Annotated in this window: 13 protein-coding genes and 1 tRNA gene; 6 read left to right on the forward strand and 8 right to left on the reverse strand. The window is 65.6% G+C overall.

Annotated elements, in window-relative coordinates; genetic code table 11:
- Nucleotides 1-510 precede the first annotated feature (510 nt).
- The 7 genes from LRF89_RS06095 to LRF89_RS06125 all read right to left on the reverse strand — a co-directional run bounded on the left by LRF89_RS06095 (nt 511) and on the right by LRF89_RS06125 (nt 6,907).
- Nucleotides 511-2,175, reverse strand: coding sequence for a hypothetical protein (locus tag LRF89_RS06095; RefSeq protein ID WP_238636752.1), 1,665 nt, complete (start codon nt 2,173-2,175; stop codon nt 511-513).
- A gap of 509 nt (nt 2,176-2,684) precedes the next feature.
- Complete coding sequence (locus tag LRF89_RS06100; RefSeq protein WP_238636753.1) at nt 2,685-3,182, reverse strand: hypothetical protein; 498 nt, start codon at nt 3,180-3,182, stop codon at nt 2,685-2,687.
- 1,102 nt (nt 3,183-4,284) lie between these two features.
- Nucleotides 4,285-4,536 carry a helix-turn-helix domain-containing protein gene (locus LRF89_RS06105; protein ID WP_238636754.1) on the reverse strand — a complete coding sequence of 84 codons (252 nt, stop codon included), beginning with the start codon at nt 4,534-4,536 and terminating at the stop codon, nt 4,285-4,287.
- A gap of 211 nt (nt 4,537-4,747) precedes the next feature.
- Nucleotides 4,748-4,837 (reverse strand) — tRNA-Ser (locus LRF89_RS06110).
- 69 nt (nt 4,838-4,906) lie between these two features.
- Nucleotides 4,907-5,341, reverse strand: a complete 435-nt coding sequence (locus tag LRF89_RS06115; RefSeq protein ID WP_238636755.1) for an ATP-binding protein — start codon at nt 5,339-5,341, stop codon at nt 4,907-4,909.
- Nucleotides 5,338-5,685 (reverse strand): STAS domain-containing protein, encoded by a 348-nt coding sequence (locus LRF89_RS06120; RefSeq protein ID WP_238636756.1) that lies wholly within the window; start codon nt 5,683-5,685, stop codon nt 5,338-5,340. Before LRF89_RS06120 ends, LRF89_RS06115 begins: the two co-directional genes overlap by 4 nt.
- A 4-nt stretch (nt 5,686-5,689) precedes the next feature.
- Nucleotides 5,690-6,907, reverse strand: a complete 1,218-nt coding sequence (locus tag LRF89_RS06125) for a PP2C family protein-serine/threonine phosphatase (RefSeq protein WP_238636757.1) — start codon at nt 6,905-6,907, stop codon at nt 5,690-5,692.
- Nucleotides 6,908-6,998: 91 nt separating this feature from the next.
- Here LRF89_RS06125 and LRF89_RS06130 point away from each other — a divergent pair, with 91 nt between their 5' ends.
- The 5 genes from LRF89_RS06130 to LRF89_RS06150 are packed head-to-tail and all read left to right on the forward strand — an operon-like array spanning nt 6,999 to nt 14,096.
- Entirely contained in the window at nt 6,999-8,024 is a 1,026-nt protein-coding gene (locus tag LRF89_RS06130) for a tetratricopeptide repeat protein (RefSeq protein WP_238636758.1), read from the forward strand.
- A 1-nt stretch (nt 8,025) separates the two neighbouring features.
- Nucleotides 8,026-10,452: a tetratricopeptide repeat protein gene (locus tag LRF89_RS06135; RefSeq protein WP_238636759.1), complete on the forward strand. Its 2,427-nt coding sequence runs from the start codon at nt 8,026-8,028 to the stop codon at nt 10,450-10,452.
- Nucleotides 10,453-10,496: 44 nt separating this feature from the next.
- Complete coding sequence (locus LRF89_RS06140) at nt 10,497-12,194, forward strand: glycosyltransferase family 2 protein (protein ID WP_238636760.1); 1,698 nt, start codon at nt 10,497-10,499, stop codon at nt 12,192-12,194.
- Nucleotides 12,191-13,246, forward strand: coding sequence for a glycoside hydrolase family 26 protein (locus LRF89_RS06145; RefSeq protein WP_201242895.1), 1,056 nt, complete (start codon nt 12,191-12,193; stop codon nt 13,244-13,246). The genes LRF89_RS06140 and LRF89_RS06145 overlap by 4 nt, the downstream gene beginning before the upstream one ends.
- Nucleotides 13,236-14,096, forward strand: coding sequence for a PilZ domain-containing protein (locus LRF89_RS06150; RefSeq protein ID WP_238635512.1), 861 nt, complete (start codon nt 13,236-13,238; stop codon nt 14,094-14,096). Before LRF89_RS06145 ends, LRF89_RS06150 begins: the two co-directional genes overlap by 11 nt.
- Here the strand turns inward: LRF89_RS06150 and LRF89_RS06155 are convergent.
- Entirely contained in the window at nt 14,093-15,121 is a 1,029-nt protein-coding gene (locus tag LRF89_RS06155; protein WP_201167932.1) for a quinone-dependent dihydroorotate dehydrogenase, read from the reverse strand. The genes LRF89_RS06150 and LRF89_RS06155 overlap by 4 nt on opposite strands.
- A gap of 99 nt (nt 15,122-15,220) precedes the next feature.
- Between LRF89_RS06155 and LRF89_RS06160 the strand changes: the two genes are divergently transcribed.
- Nucleotides 15,221-16,408 (forward strand): lytic murein transglycosylase, encoded by a 1,188-nt coding sequence (locus LRF89_RS06160; RefSeq protein WP_238635513.1) that lies wholly within the window; start codon nt 15,221-15,223, stop codon nt 16,406-16,408.

Below are 16,408 nucleotides of genomic sequence, written 5' to 3' on the forward strand. Positions count from 1 at the left end.
TGGAGGGGTGATAAAAATATATATACGGTCATTTCCGGCCCGGCGACAGGCATTTTCAGCTGCGTACAAAATCAGGTTGTTTATTTGCTCGTGGACGCGTGGGCGATATCCGGCCGCCTGACCTTTTGGGTTTACAACAAACATCGGCGCGGCAACTCTCTCTAGAGGGGATTCGGACAACCCTAATGCGCCGCGTGGTAAAGGGTTGTTAGCATGCCTGCCCGGCTGTGCAAACCAGGCGGTCATCGCAACAGCCGAATGGGGCCGGGGTTATCTGAATCGCGCCTAAGGTTTCTCTCCGAAGCAGCCACCAGTCTTACACCTAGCGTCATCCGAAATCACCAACAGACAAGTAGGTGGTGACCTGGCAAGTGGCGTTAAGTTTCTTAACATAGCTGCAATCTCCGCCTTCTGAGGTGATGCCTTTAGTCGTCTGGGCCTACGCAGAAGTAGCAACTCCCTCTGAAATGAAATCCTGCGTCAGCTGAAAAAATTGAATTCTTTGAAAGCCTAGGGGCCGTCTTGAATCAGAACCGAGGTTGTTGGTTTGCCGTTTATCCTGTATGACTTGACTCCCGTCCCGTCAGCCGACAGGTTCTTAAAGATCTCAGTTTTTTTGTTCTTCAAGTGCGGAATCTCCTCAGGTGCTTTGTTCTCGATAAGAAAATCGTGCAGCATTTTGGCCGGGTTTTTCAAGAAAACGCGCTTCTTGGCGGTGTCGTGAATGAGGAACGGAGAATGAAATCCTTCGTTTAAAAGCCATGTTCGGAAATCATCGGAAATCGCTTCAAAGGAATCCTTGAGGTCGCTGAGCTCTTGAGAAATGCTGTGCCTTCTATGAAAATCATTCAGGTACTTCGTTGCCTCTCGGTCTGCCAAGTCTCGTCCCATAGAACGATAAAGCGCCACCTGGTTATTGAGGTGCTCCGCCATCCAGGACGTAACTGTGCTCCGGTAGCTCGTGGTGTTTTCGTTGAAGAGATCCCGCTCGTTAAGGGTCCCGGTCTTACGGATGAAGCTGAAACGCCGAGAGAACTGTTCCTCGACTCCATGATCAGTGGCCATATCCGGAACATTGTCCGCGGAGGTGAAAAGCTTCGCGAAAACGGGGACTTTCGATGCCAATTGATGTTTCGGTGCAAGCTCGAGTGTGTGCTCAAGCTGTTTGATTTCGGGTTTTATGGAATTAAACTCGTTTACAACGAGCACCCATGAACGTATGAAATCGCGAGGCGTCTTAGCGACCGGCGACCCTTGGAACATTTTTTGGATCTCCGTGACAGAGAGCTCTACCACAAGGCCGAGATCGGCTAAGCAGCTAGTGACAAACCCTTTCCCCCAGTCGGAGTCTGCACGCAGCCAAAGAAAGGCTTTTTTTCTGTCCCTAGAAAAGCGGGCGGCGGCAAACATATTGAGCACGTCGACACATTCCGGGAAGTGCTCCTTAAAATCTTCGATGATGCTTGGGTCTGGCTCGGTGGTCTTTTTAAAACCGGTGTGTGGGATTGTAATATGTACACTGTTTTGTTTGACTCTAACTCCGGGTTTGGAGGCGAACATATCTTCTCGCCACATGCTTCTGCTTGCCTGGGCTGTGGACTTGAGCTCGGTAAAAAACTCATCCCACGGCATCCTGGTGATACGGCGCACTTCTCTTTGTGTTTTGTCCCGAGAAGTTTTGGGGGGCTGTATAGAAATAACACGCGACTTGATGAATTCGGTGTTTGCAATATCTCCGAAGCGGTCTTTGAGAAAGCGAGGGACATCCTTCTCCTTCAAAACGACATAAGAACCGTCATCGTTAACACAAATAAAATCATATCTCGAGATGTCGAAAAAACACCGTTGGAAAGCGTTCTGGATGGGCGTTTTGTCGATGTTCAGGGCTTCAAGCTTGTCAGCGTCTTCCTCCTCGTCAATGTCCAGCTCACGACACATTGTTTCTTTGATCACACTTTGGAGGCGTGCTGCTTTTTCTGCGAAGGTATCATCGTCATCTTCAGGCTTCCAATAGGCTCCCGTGACCGAGCCACCCCAGAAGAGTGCCAAGGGCGAAACAGACATGTCCCCACGGATGGCCTGCAGGGCATTGTCCTTGTTTTTCTTCGAAGACTGCGGCCAAAGTGGGCCGCCGCGCACTTCGCTTGTAGGTTGCTTTAGCTGTGATTTCAGCATGATCCTGCCTCTTTCTAGTCGTTTGGTTGATGCCTCGGGTCTATGTTCAGGCTTGAGGCCTCGTCGAGCTGTTTGGGGCTCTGTAGGGACTAGGTGAGGCTGTGCAGAGAATCCGGGGTGTTGGGAAAAAAAATGGCCATCGGCGGATCGGCCGTTGGCATTGACTGGGCCGATGGTCCGGAGTCTTCGGCTCGGGCGTGCCGCGTCGAGCTGGAAGGTGGGAGCCTTGGCGGCGGGTGTGTTCGGCCCCGAGTCCGCGGGCCGGATTATGGTCAGCGAGTGCCCGAGCTTGTGCATCCGATGGCCGAACGGTGCGGGAGTGCTTGCCGTTGGTACGCGAGCACTTGGCCCCAAAAGAAGAGTGGAGCTGCTCGGCGATCCGGAGGTCTGGGCTTAGGTTTCTGGCTGGATGGGAAGTCTTGAAGGTCCGTCGAAGGTGCTCGCGCGCTCTGAAAGGAGCGGTGAGCAGTGCCACCGCTCCGCGGTCACGTTAAAGAGGAGATGTTGTGCTAGTCGTCATCCTGGTCCCGCGTGAAGGCATGTTCCTGGTTCTGCGCACACAGCCAAACAGCCTTGAAACGCTTCAAGAGGTCCTCTCGCTTGCGGATCAGTCGCAAAGCCTCCTGAATGAGTTCCTCAGTCTCTGGGGTATAGGTCGGGCTATTACGGATGCTTCGGAGTGGATAACGGATGGTCTTTGCGGACCAGACCATCAATCGCCCGTCCCGAGGCGAGGAGCCCCTGATATTCTTCTTGCTCGGCTTCGCAAACCATTGCTTCCACGTCGGGTGCGGGCAACCGGCGCAGTTTCGGCCGCAAGAGTTCATATACAAAAGAACGGCACCCGGAACTCTGTCTTGGGCAGCCCGCAGTTGCTGCTCGATGTGTAGGAGCTGCTGCGTGATCAACGCCACCAATGCAATGCAGTACTCCATTCGCTCGATTAGGCGGTCAACCCCGCCGGATTCGGAGCCATTCTGGTCAATTGAGTCATCGTCTGAACACATCCCGTCACTCCTTTATCAAAGTCCATACGTTGAGGGCATGCCTTCTCAAGACCCGGCGGAAAGCCCTGAATCGGATACTTCTCCGCTCTTGCGCTCGTCCATGCTGAGAACCGGTCAGGCATGGGGAGCGCGAGGCCCTTGAGTTCGGCTGCCTCGGCCCATCTCACGCAGAAACCTCGGTGCCGGTGGCCGCAGCTGGAAGGGCCGCCGGTCCGCCGGCCGTCCAGGCTGCAGGTAGGCACTCAAGATCCCCGCTGTGGTGATAAGGGAAGGGAGTGCAGAAAAAAGCGAGTGATCGAGATCGGGGAACCGGAGTTCGACAGCAAACGGCCCCAAAAGCGGCTTCCAACGGGTGCAGCGCTCCGTGGATCAGTGGGTTAGCCAGAAAATCGCGTCGCGAGCTGTTGTGCCAGGGGTAACGAGCGAGGGTGTTGGTCGGCACTGGAGACTGCGCTATTGTGGAATCCCATGTTCCTACGCGTATCCGGGGTCGGCAACCGAATACTGATGATGGCTGGGTAACTGTGAAAGCGCCGGAGGGCACCGATCTCCAACATGCCCTCGTCTACAATGGAGCTCCTTCTGGGGGATGGCACGGACCCGACTCGCTCAAGCAACTGGAGGTGACACCACCGACCAAATAGGCCATCGCGTCCGCGTAGTGCCAATCTGACCCACCCGAGAACGGCGGATCAAGCGGTTACGAGCGGATGTGTCGAACTCCGGGGGGAAGGCTTTGGGAGAGGCGACCAGCCAGCGCGCGCTGCCCTTGATCCGGCTACACTGCCACCGGGTTGAGGGGCTTGCAGCGAGGGCTGTGGCGGGCGTGGCGAGGAGCTCCAGACGGTAAGGGCCGTGCCCAGGGCGCCTGTTGGTTTCCCATGAGCCTGGCCCGGATCGTCAGCAAGGTGCCTGGAAAGGCCGGCTGCGCCCGTTCTCGGTGATGCCCCTCATCCCCTGGCGGGGATTTCGAGCGAGCGATGCACTCAGCCACGGAAACGGCACACCCTAAAGTTGGCGGTCGGATTATTGACATTGCCGCCTGGCCACGCCAATTGCGACCCACCTGCCGGGAGCCGTTGGCCATACAAGCCCCTACCTGCTATCCGACCGCGCTCTTCGAGTTAGCAGAAAAGGCTTGGCCTCGGGCGCCGGCTTCCCGGGCGACCTCAAGCACCGGCTCTTGCCGATGTTTCGCGAGCCACGCATCCACATCCTCGCGACGATAGCGGATCTTGTGACCCACCCTCACCCACGCAGGGCCAATCCGCTGCCGCCGCCACCGCTCAAGCGTTCGTTGTGACACGCAAAGATAGCCTGCCAACTCCTCAGTCGTAGCCAGTTCATCAACCATTGTTTTCAGATCCTTGATTGCTGCACGGATTGTGCTGTTGTTCAAGGACTACGGTGGGCGGTGCAGAAGACTGCTGACGGAGGGAAGCAGGCCAACGCCACGGGGCTTGAGCCGGGAACGAAGAAGCCGCTGAGCAACTGTGACTTTTCCGTGACTCAGGCCCCTTTTGTGACTCGGCACGTCGCCGCTTGGCCCCATAAACTACTGTTTTTGGCGGAGAGGGAGGGATTCGAACCCCCGGAGGGCGCATGCCCTCACCCGATTTCAAGTCGGGTGCTTTCGACCGCTCAGCCACCTCTCCTATGGAACAGGATGGTAGCGCACAGGCGCCACTGCGGGCCACCCGGGATACCGGCGAACGCCGCCCGGGTCAGTCCTCGGTACCGCCCGGCAGCGGGTATCGCATCTCAAGCGTGTTGCCCTCCGGGCGCCGCAGGTAACAGACCTGCCACATCAGGGCCTGGATGATCCGCAGCCCGCGGCCGCCCTCGTCCAGATCCACCGTGCCGCCGGACGCCTCCACCGGGGGCAAGTCCGGGCCTGTTGCCTCGCCCTCATCGTGGATCCGGACGATCAGCCAGTCGTCGTCTTGCCGGACGGTGATGCGCACGGTGTAGCCTGCTCGTTGGCCGTGGGCGTGGATGATGGCGTTGTTGACCGCCTCGCACAGGGCCTGCTCCACCGCTCCAGCCGCCTCCTCGCCCAAGCCCAGCTGCTCCGCCAGCCGTTGCCACGCCCGACAGGCTTCGGCCACCTGGCGCAGGTCGCTGTCGAGCTGCAGTTCCAGCAGTGGGCCCGCGTTCACGCCTTGGCCAGCTCAGCGACCGCCCGCTCGGCATCGGGATAGATGGGAAACACGCCCTGATCGAGCCGGGTCACCCGGAACAGCTGGACGACCTTGGGCGCGTGCACGCCGGCCAGCGCCAGCGACCCGGCGGGGTCGATGTTCTTGCGCAGCGACAACAACGCCGACAGGCCGCTGGAATCTACGAAGTCGACCCGGGCGAGATCGACCACCAGGCGGGTCATGCCGGCATCCATGGCCTCGAGTGCCGCCCGCTTGAACGCCGGTGCCTCGCTGGCGTCGAGCCGCTCAACATGAACCTCCACGACGGCCACCCCGTCTCGATCCGCGCGCCGGTACCCCATCCGCTCACTCCTTTGTGCTACCGCCCTGTTGGCCTGCCCCTAGGAAACGCAGACAGGCAAAGGTTACGTCATCGCTCGGGGGTTGGTCCGCGTGATCTTCCGTCATCCGCCGCACCCCCTGGATCACCGTGTCCACCGAGCAGCCGCGCCAGTCCCGCAGCGCCCGCTCCAGGGTTTCGGCCGACAGCGGGCAACCCGCGGCATCCTCCACGTCCACCAGCCCGTCCGTGTAGAGGAAGAGTAAATCCCCCTCCGCCACGGCGAGCCGACCCTCCTCGTAGCCCCCCCAGCCGCCGACACCCACCGGCAGCCCACCGGCCTGCAGGGGCAGACTCCCGCCTCGCTCGCGGATCAACAACCCGGGCGGGTGTCCGGCGTTGGAGTAGCGAATCTCCCCCGCCGCCGGGTCGTAGATGACCACCATCAGCGTGAAGAACTTATCGAAGCGCTCCAGCGGGAACGCCTCATCCAGGGCGTCGAGGATCGCCGCCGGTGAGACCTGGCGGCGCTCGGCAACCCACTGGCGGATCGACTGCGCCACCGAGACCGAAACCAGCGCCGCCGCCACGCCGTGCCCGCTGACATCCAGCATATAGAGCACGACCCGACCATCGTCGAGCGGGATCGCCCCGAAGACGTCGCCACCAAGGACCGCACTGGGCTGGAAATACCAGTCCAGGGTATAGCCGACATCCACTGGCGGCGGATCCAGCAGCAGGGACTGCTGGACCCGCGAGGCGACACGCAGCTCGGCCTCGATCTGCCGCTGCTGCACCTGCAACTGCCGGTGCTGGGCGGCAAGCTGATCTGAACGGGCCTTGAGCTTGGCGTGGGTGCCGACCCGAGCGCGCACCACGGCGCTGTTGAACGGCTTGGTGATGTAATCCACCGCCCCGCGGGCCAGACCGTCCGCCTCCTCCTCCCAGTCGCTGAGGGCGGTGATAAAGATGACCGGGATCGCCCGGGTTTGCGGATCACCTTGCAGGGTCTCCAGCACTTCATAGCCGGTGATCCCCGGCATGGTGATATCGAGCAGGATGACATCGGGCAGCGGCCCGCGGGCGATGATCGCCAGCGCCTGCTCCCCGCTACGGGCGATCAGGATGCGGTAGGCGTCGCCCAGCACCCGGGCGAGCAACTCCAGATTGATCGGCTCGTCGTCCACGATGAGGACGGTGGGCCGGTCCTCACAGCCAGCTTCCCTGCGATCCTTACCATCCATGCCATCCTCCGGCTGAGAAACGTCACGCCCCCCATGTTCGGGGCTACTGTCACTGCTACGATACAGGGCAAAAACTGGGGACGATAACGCTGTGCGCAGACGCAAGAACGGACTCTTCGCCCTCTTTGTGGTCGCCGTCGTTGGTATCACCGCAGCTCTCTACCTGCGCGCCCATCCCGACACGGTGCACTTCCGTGTCGCCGAGTGGCTGGGCCAGCTGGATCGGACCGACACCGCCACCGAGCATCTGGGCCGGAGCATCGAGGCCGGGCTGAGCCACCCCGACCGACTCACGGAGGCAACCCTGACCCTGCTCGGGCGGGATCACACGGAGCCGGCCTTCGTTGGGGCCTGGCGTCTGCACGAGAACGACGTCCTGGACCCGGACATGCGTGCCGCCCTGGCGGGGCACTTCGACCGCCTCGGCGAGCCGGAGCGGGCGCTGGCACTCTACCAGGCCAACGGCAGCCTCTCCCCGGCCGGCATCCTGCATCACGCCTCGCTGCTGCGCCGAAGCGGGCAGGAAGAGGCGGCCATCGGGCGCTACCAGGATCTGCTGCACAGCCTACCCACCGAGGACGTCGACACCCGTGCAAGGCGTGCCCCGGACGCCGAGACCACCGAGGCCCGGCTGGAGCTCGCCCGCCTGCTCGCCGAACGGGGCCGGCACGAGGAGGCGATCGGCGAGTATCGCCGGGTCCTCGACGACGAACCGGACCATCCCGCCGCCCGGCTCGGGCTGGCCCGCACCCTCTTCTGGGCGGGCGACATCGACGGGGCCGCCGCCGAGATCGGTCACCTGGAAACCGCCGAGCTGGAACCGCCGGACCGGCTCTTCCTGGCCGATCTGCAGCTCAGCCGGGGCGCCTATGAGGCCGCCATCGAACTCTACCGGGAGCAGCTCGACGCGGATCCCGGCGATGACGAGACCCGGTACAAGAAGGCTCTGGCGCTGGCCTGGTCAACCCGCTACGACGAGGCCATCGAGGCCTTCGACCAGCTCCTGGCGGCCCGCCCCGACGACCGGCAGCTGATGCGCCAGTTCGCTCAGGTCCTCACCTGGGCCGATCAGCCCGACCGGGCCATCGAGCTGCTGCAGCGAAGCCTGGAGGATTAGCGTGCCAGGTAGGATGCGAATCGCCGCCCTCGGCCTGGCCGGTACCGCGCTGATCCTCGCCACCGGGCTCTCCGGCGAGCGTGTCGGGGCGCAGCCACTGCCGGCCCCGGATCTGGCCCAAACCAGCCTGGTGGCGGCCCACGAGCACATCAGCGATCGCGACGCCCGTCAGCAGCTGGCGCGGCTGCTCTCCTGGCAGCCCGAGCGCCGCCCCGAGGCGTTGGCCGAATACCGGCGCCTGCTGCAGGAGACCCCCCACGATCCGGCACTGGTCTACGACACCGCGGAGCTGCTGCACTGGATAGGAGACGATGCAGCCGCCGCCGACCTGCTCGCCGCTCTGCCGGAGGGTGTCGAGCGAACCCGAGCCAGCCTGCTCCTACAGGCCCGGGCGGAGTTCGCACGGGGGCGCACCGGCCGCGCTCGCACTCTGCTTGAGGGGCTGCAGCCGCTGCGCGAGCGCGCCGAGCAGCAGCTCTACATCGCCACGCTGACCGCCTCCGGGGTGCTCCACGGCGCGGAAAACGCCCTGCGCGGGCTCCTCGACGAGACCCCCGGGGACCAGGAACTGCGGCGCCAGCTCGGTGACATCCTTCAGGCCCAGGGCCGGCCTTACGCCGCTGAGCACCACTACGCCCGCATCCTGGAGGCAGATCCCGGGAATGCCCGGGCATCGGCACGCCTCGAAGGGCTGGCCCACCGGGCGACACCCGGGCCGGCCGACGACCCGGAGCCGGAACCCCTGACTGCAGAGCCGCCGGCGGACCCGCGCAGCGACCGGGATTACCTCAAGGTCGCTGAACACGCCGCGGCCCGCGGCGAACGCGAGGCCGCCGAGGCAGCCGCGCGCCGGGCCCTGAGGCTGGAGCCGGAACTGACCCGGGCGGGCTACCTGCTCGCCGATCAGCTCATCGCCCGCGGCGCCCTGGCCGAGGCCGAGGACCCCCTGGCCACCATCCTGCAGCGCTTCCCCGATGCCACCCAGGCCGGCCTGACCCGGGCCCGGCTGGCGTCCTGGCAGGGCGACTACGAGCGCGCCCTGGAACTCTACGACACCCTCGCCGAGGCCAACCCGACGGATCCGACCTTCGCCGTAGAGGCCGCGCGCGTGGCGGGCTGGGCCGGGGATCGAAAGCAGTCCAAGGAGCGCTACGCCGCCTTGCTGAACCAACTACATAGCACCGCGGACGCCGAGGACGAGGCCTCGGCCCGTCCCGTGCTGATTACGCCCGCGCCCGAGAAGGCGCCGCTGCCAGCACCGGCCCACCCGGACTATCCGGCCCTCGCCGAGCACCGCGCCGTCCACCAGGAGGCCCACGCCAAGGCCCTGGTCCAGGACCGCCAGCCGCGGGCCGCCCTCGCCGTCCTCCAGCGTGCCGCACGCTTCCAGCCCCACAACCTGGAGACCGCCTTCGATCAGTCCGAGATCGAGTGCACCCTCGGCCTATGTGACGCCGAACGGGCCACCTACCGGCGCGTGCTCGAGATGGCACCGGGGCACGCCCAGGCCGGGCAGCGCCTGGCGCACCTGGAGCGCCGGCGCGGCCCGCGCGCCGGCGTCCACGCCGAGTACCGGGATGAATCCGGGCGCGACGCCGAACTGGAGATCCTCGGTCTCGGGGTTCATGGCAGCCTGCCAGTGGCCGCACGCGGGCGCGGCTACGTCTCGGTGGACCGGCTGCGGTACCGCTTTGATCCGGATGCCGACCCCGAACTCGAGCAGGCCCGGGGCAACCGGGTCCACGCCAGGCTGCGCAACGTGGTCAACGCACACCTGAGCTGGCGCGCCGAACTGGCGCACACCCGCTTCGACGACGCCGACGTAGACGACGCCACCGAAGGCCGCGCCGAGGCCGAGTACCACCCCGGTGACCGGGTCCGCACCCGCGTCGCGGTCGCCCAGGAACGGGTCCTGCGCAACCCGGCCACCGCCCTGGAACGCCTCGACCGCCGCCTGGTCGAGACTGAGCTGAACTACTACGCCGATCGCCATGTCGATCTGACCGCCACCGCGCGCGCGGCCCGCTACACGGACAGCAACCGCGGTGTCCTGCTGCAGTTCCAGCCACGGGTACGCCTGACCGAGCACCCGCACCAGCTCACCGGTGGGGCGACCTTCCAGTACCGCGACACACGGAAGAACGAAGAGGATTACTGGACGCCCCAGGACTACCTCGCCGCCGGCCCGTTCCTGGAGTGGCAACACGACCTGGCCGAAGTCTTCGGCTGCCGGGCGCTGAAGCACGAGTACCGGATCCGCCTCTCCGGGTATCGGGACAGCGAGCAGGATTCCGGGACGCGCCTGGCCGGCGCCTACCTCTGGGACGCCGGTGAGCACCTGCAGCTGGCCACCGACGCCTTCATCGAGCGCTCCAGCGAGTGGGATGCCGAGGGCGTCCGCCTGAGCGCCACCTGGCATTTCCATTGACCACCGCCCCCGGGCGGCTCGCCACAGGCCGGAGTCGATAACCCATGGGTCCACGCCGTCGCTTCCTGAACCGAAGCCTGCTGATCACCCTCACCGGCGCTGCCATCCTCAGCGTCTTCACCTATCTGATCGGCCGCACGGCGCTGTTCCTCTTCGCCGACTACCTCTGGTACGAGAAGATCGCCGCGGCGCTGCTGCTCTTCGCCGAGGCGTTCATCATGCTCCACGCCCTTGGCTACTTCCTGAACATCTACCACGCCAACCGCATCCGGGCCGTGGAACCGGCGGCTGCCGACGCCGAGGGCCACATCCCGGCAGCCACGGCACCGCGATTCAACTCAGACCAGGCACAGAAGGCACTGGCCAGCGACGACCCACCCGAGCTTGCGGTGATCGTCGCCGCCCACAACGAGCCCCTGTGGCTGATCGAAGAGACCCTGACCTGCTTCTACAACCTGACCTATCCCAACAAACGGATCTTCCTGCTCGATGACACCCGGTATGCCCCACCCGAGCAGCGCACGCCGGAGACGATCGAGTATCGCCAGCAGATCGAGGCGCTGTGCCAGCGCATCGGCGTGCACCTTTTCCGCCGCCCCTGGCGGGGTGCCAAGGCGGGGATGATCAACGACTTTCTCGCCTTTCTGAACGACCAGCCGCCGACCGGCTTCGAGTTCACCCGCAGCCCGCTGGATGACGCCCCCTTCAACATCGACTACGTGGCCGTCTTCGACGCCGACATGAACCCGCTGCCCGAGTTCGCCGAGCCGCTGATCGCCCAGCTCGAGAGCGAACCGGATCTGGCCTTCATCCAGACCCCGCAGTACTACTCGAACTTCGAGGGCAACCGCGTGGCACGGGCCGCCGGCATGCAACAGGCGATCTTCTACGAGTACATCTGCGAGGGGAAAAGCACCCAGGACGCCATGTTCTGCTGCGGCACCAACGTCATCTTCCGCCGCGCGGCACTCGAAGACGTCGGCGGCTTCGACGAAAGCTCAGTAACCGAGGATTTCGCCACCTCACTGCGCTTCCACGCCCGCGGCTGGCGTTCGGCGTACATCAATCGGCTGAGCGCCTTCGGGCAGGGCCCCCAGGACCTGGGCGGCTACTTCAAACAGCAGTTCCGCTGGGCGCTGGGGACCGTGGGGCTGTTCCGCACCATCCTCGGAACCATGATCCGCGCACCGCGGCAGCTCTCCGCGGCCAAGTGGTGGGAGTACACCCTCTCCGGCACCCACTACTTCGTCGGCTGGGTGTTCCTGATCCTGGTGCTCAGCCCGGTGCTCTTCCTGCTACTCGGTGTGCCGAGCTTCCTCGCCCGGGCCGACCTCTATCTACTGTTCTTCTTCCCCTACATCGTGCTCACGGTGACCCTGTTCTCCTTCGCCATGAGCCAGCGCAAGTACCGGCTGCGGGAGCTGGTCGGCGGCATCGTGCTCCAGGCCACGGCCTTCCCGGTCTACATGAAGGCCAGCCTGCTGGGCATCCTGGGGGTGCGCGGTTCGTTCACCATCACCCCGAAGGCCGGCAGCAGCGCCATCCCGCTGCGCTCGCTGTGGCCGCATCTGCTGCTGATCACCCTGTGCACGGCGGCCATCACCTGGGGCGTACTGCGTGCCGTCTTCGAGCAGGATCCTCTGTGGGCGCTGACCATCAACACCCTCTGGTGCGGCTACCACCTGGCGCTGCTGCTCGCCGTCTTCTACTTCAATCACCAGCCTGAGGAGCTGACGGCATGATCCACCGCCGACTGATCCGCTGGGCCGGCGGCACCCTGCTCGGCGCCCACTGCCTGCTACCGGCGGCACTGCCCGCGGGCAGCGCGCCGCCCGCCGTACAGCCCGTAGGCTTCGGCGTGGCCCTGGACGGGGCCGCCACCGGTGAGCGGCTGGCCGAACTCGAACAGGAACTGGCCCTGGGGCTCGATCTGGTGGTGATCTTCATCCAGTTCCCGCAGGACCCCGGATACGACAACTTCCCGGCGGAGCAGCTTGAGGCCATCCGCGAGGCCGGGGCGCGCCCGGTCCTGACCTGGGAGCCGATGTACATCCGCGATGGCGAGGAGCACGTCATCCCCGCCGAGGCCCTCACCGACGGCGGCTACGACGCCTACCTGCGCCGCTTCGCCCGGGGCATCCGGGAGTTCCCCGAGCCGGTGATCGTCCGCTTCGCCCACGAGATGAACCTCGAGCGCTACCACTGGGGCAGCGCCTCCGCCGAGGGCTTCGGCCCGTCGACACCGGCGCGCTACCGGGCCATGTTCCGGCATGTGGTGGAGGTCTTCCGTGACGAGGGGGCCGCGGACAACGCCCGCTTCGCCTTCAACCCCAACGCCGAGTCGGTCCCGTCGCCGGAACACGACCCGGACGCCGACTGGAACCGCCCCGAGGCGTACTACCCCGGGGACGACTACGTCGATCTGCTGGGGATGGACGGCTACAACTGGGGCACCACCCGCACCCGCGAGGAGCACGGCTGGGACAGCCGCTTCCTCCCCTTCGAGACGATCTTCGAGCCCCTTTACCAGACCCTGCTCGAGCTCGCCCCGGGCAAGCCGATCTACGTCTTCGAGACCGCCAGCGTCACCGACGGCGGCGACAAGGCCGCCTGGATCGAGACGGCCGCCGCCACCGCCGTAGCCTGGGAGCTGGCCGGGCTGGTCTGGTTCCACAACGACAAGGAGGAGGACTGGCGGCTCGATGCCGGGGTGCCATCCGAGGCCCTGGACCCGCTACGACGGATGCGCAGCGAGCCCGCCGCCCTGTTGGAGGGACGATCCCATGGTGACTGAAAGCGCCCGAGCGGCCATGGACGCCCGGCGCGAACTGCGCCGCCCGGTCGAGTCCATCGCCCTGCCGTTCCTCGGCTCGCGCGGCGAGGCCCTGCAGCCCTTCCAGTACCTGCTGCACGACGTCAGCAGCGGCGGGCTGGGGATCTTCCTGCCCGACTGGCTGGCCAGCCGGGAGCGGCTTCGGGAGGGGGACCAAATCTTCTTCCACGTCCCCTTTCGTTTCGGCGAGCGCATCCTCAACCGCGGCTACGTCGCCTGGCAACGCTGGTCCGCCGAGGAGGGCGGTCAGTGGGCCGGGGCCACCCTGACCAGCGGCACGCCCCTGCCCTATCCGCTCTACATCGCCCTGGACGCACGTGAGATCCGCATCGACCTGGGCCGCTTCGAGACGTCCGAGGCGCTGGCGCAGCGGATCGTCCACGACTCGGTGCTGCTCAAACGCGGGGTGCTGATCTACCTGCGCCACCTCGAGGCGCTCTTCTCACGCGTCAGCGAACTGCGCGGCGGGGACTACCGCGTCTTCCGGGAGGAGATTATCGGCGACGTCCGCCAGCGGATCCTGCGCAGCGTGGCCTACCTCGAGCAGTTCGACCCGCAGAGCAACGATGATACGGCGCAGCCGCCATCGCCCATCATCGACGCCATCGACCTCGACGAGTTCCGCGCCGCCATGGAGCCAGAGCTGCCCCTGGAGCTGTTCAACCACGCCCTCGGCGCCGAGAGCACCCGCCTCTACCTCGAGTCGATCAAGAAGCTCGAGCACCGGCTCTACCTCAACCACAACGCCTACGTCATGATCTATATCGCCGGGCTGCAGCCGCAGAGCGGTCGGCCCGACGACGCCCCCTAGCCGGGCTGACCGGCGTGCCGGGCGGCGGCACGTACGGCCTCCTGCACCAGACCCGGTCCGCGGTAGATCATGCCGGTATAAAGCTGGACCAGATCGGCGCCCAGATCCAGGCGCCGGCTCACGTCCTCGCCGGAGCAGATCCCCCCGGCGGCGATCAGGGCCGTACGCCGCTCGCGCCGGGCCGCCACCTGCTCAAGGACGCGCTCAGCCTGCTCGCGCAACGGCGCCCCGCTGAGCCCGCCGCTCTCGCGGCCCCGGGGATCCCGGCCCACCCCGGGGCGCCCCAGCGTGGTATTGGTGGCCACGATGCCGTCCACCCGGCGCTCGAGCAGGATATCCAAGGTGGCATCCAGCTCCCCGGCATCCCAATCCGGGGCGATCTTGACCACCAGGGGCACCCGCTTGTCGTGGAATTCGGCCAGGCGCTTGCGCTCGGTCTGGAGGCGATCGAGGAGGTTGCGAAGCGCGCCCTCATGCTGCAGATCGCGCAGCCCCGGGGTGTTCGGCGAGCTGAGGTTGATTGCCACGTAGTCGGCCACCCCGTAGACCATTCCCAGCGCCAGGGCGTAGTCCTCTACGGCCCGCTCGGGGGGCGTATCCCGGTTCTTGCCGATATTGATACCGATCACACCACGGTGCTGCGAGACTTCGAGCCGGCGGGCGAGCGGCTCGGCGCCCTGATTATTGAAACCCATGCGGTTGATCAGGGCCTCGTGCTCGGGGATCCGGAAGACCCGGGGGCGCGGATTGCCCGGCTGCGCGCGCGGGGTAACCGTCCCCAGCTCCAGGAAGCCAAAACCGAGCTTCTCGAGTACGTCCATGTACTCGCCGTCCTTGTCGAAGCCGGCGGCCAGACCGACCGGATTGGGGAAATCGATCCCCATCACCCGTCGGGGCACCGCGGGCAGGCCCCGCACCCCGGGCACAGCGGCGATACGCAGACCCAGGCGGGCGAGTCGCATGCTCACGCGGTGGGCTTGCTCGGGTTCGAGCCGGAATAGCAGACGGCGGATCAGGGCGTACATCGGACTCCTCGCAGCAGCGGTCGACCGGTTGGCGGCGCTATCTTACACTGCACGCAACGCCCTGTGAGGGGCCCCGTTCAGCCTGGAAGAATCGAGACCATGCCGCGCCCCCCCCGCTGGCCGATGCTCATGGCGGTGTGCCTGACCGCCCCCGTCCTCGCCGACGACTTCGAGCAGTGCGTCACCAACCTGCGCGCCGATCTCAAGGAGCAGGGCCGCGACGCCGCGGTGGTCGAGGAGACCTTCGCCGACGTCGAGCAGCTCGAGCGCATCCTCGAGCTCGACCGCGAGCAGCCGGAGTTCGTGCAGACCTTCCGCGAGTACCTGGACGCCCGGCTGACGGATCAGCGCATCGACCGCGGGGAGGCGATGATGGACGAGCACCGGGAACTGCTCTGGCGGATCCACGCCGACTTCGGCGTACCGCCGCGCTACCTCGTGGCGCTGTGGGGCATGGAGACCCACTACGGCAGCTACTTCGGTGAGGTGCCCATCATCGACGCCATGACCACCCTCGCCTGCGAGGGCCGCCGGGCGCGTTTCTTCTTCCACCAGCTCGACGCTACGCTGGCGCTCCTGGAGGATGGCAAGCTCGCGCGTGACGGCCTGCGCGGCTCCTGGGCCGGCGCCCTGGGGCACACGCAGTTCATGCCCACCACGCTGCGCGAGCACGCCGTGGACTACGACGGCTCCGGGCGCATCGATCTACGCGACAGCGTGGCCGATGCCCTCGCCTCCGGCGCCAACTACCTGCGGTCCATGGGCTGGCGCCCCGGCCTACGCTGGGGCCGCGAGGTCAGCCTGGCCGACGGCTTCAGCTTCGAGCACCTGGGCCTGGACGACCCCCAACCACTGGACGAATGGCAGCAGCTGGGCGTGCGTCGGGCCGACGGGTCCGACCTGCCGGAAAGCGACATCCCGGCCGCGCTGCTCCTGCCCATGGGGCGCAACGGCCCGGCGTTCCTGGTCTACGAGAACTTCCGCCGCATCATGGGCTGGAACGCCTCGGTCTCCTACGCCCTGTCTGTCGGCCTGCTCGCCGACCGGCTCGACGGCGCCCCGCCGCTGCGCGCGGACTTCCCCGACGAGCCGCCCCCGCGGCACAACGAACTGCGCCAGATCCAGGAAGTCCTCAACGAGCTGGGCTTCGACGCCGGCCCCGTCGACGGGCTCCTTGGCCCGCAGACCCGCGCGGCGCTGCGTGCCTATCAGCAGGATCGGGGGCTGCCGGCCGACGGCTACCCGGACCAGGCGATCCGCGACCGGCTCCTGGAAAAGGCGGATTGA

This window comes from Halorhodospira sp. 9621 (assembly GCF_022228055.1).
GTDB lineage: Bacteria > Pseudomonadota > Gammaproteobacteria > Nitrococcales > Halorhodospiraceae > Halorhodospira > Halorhodospira halophila_A.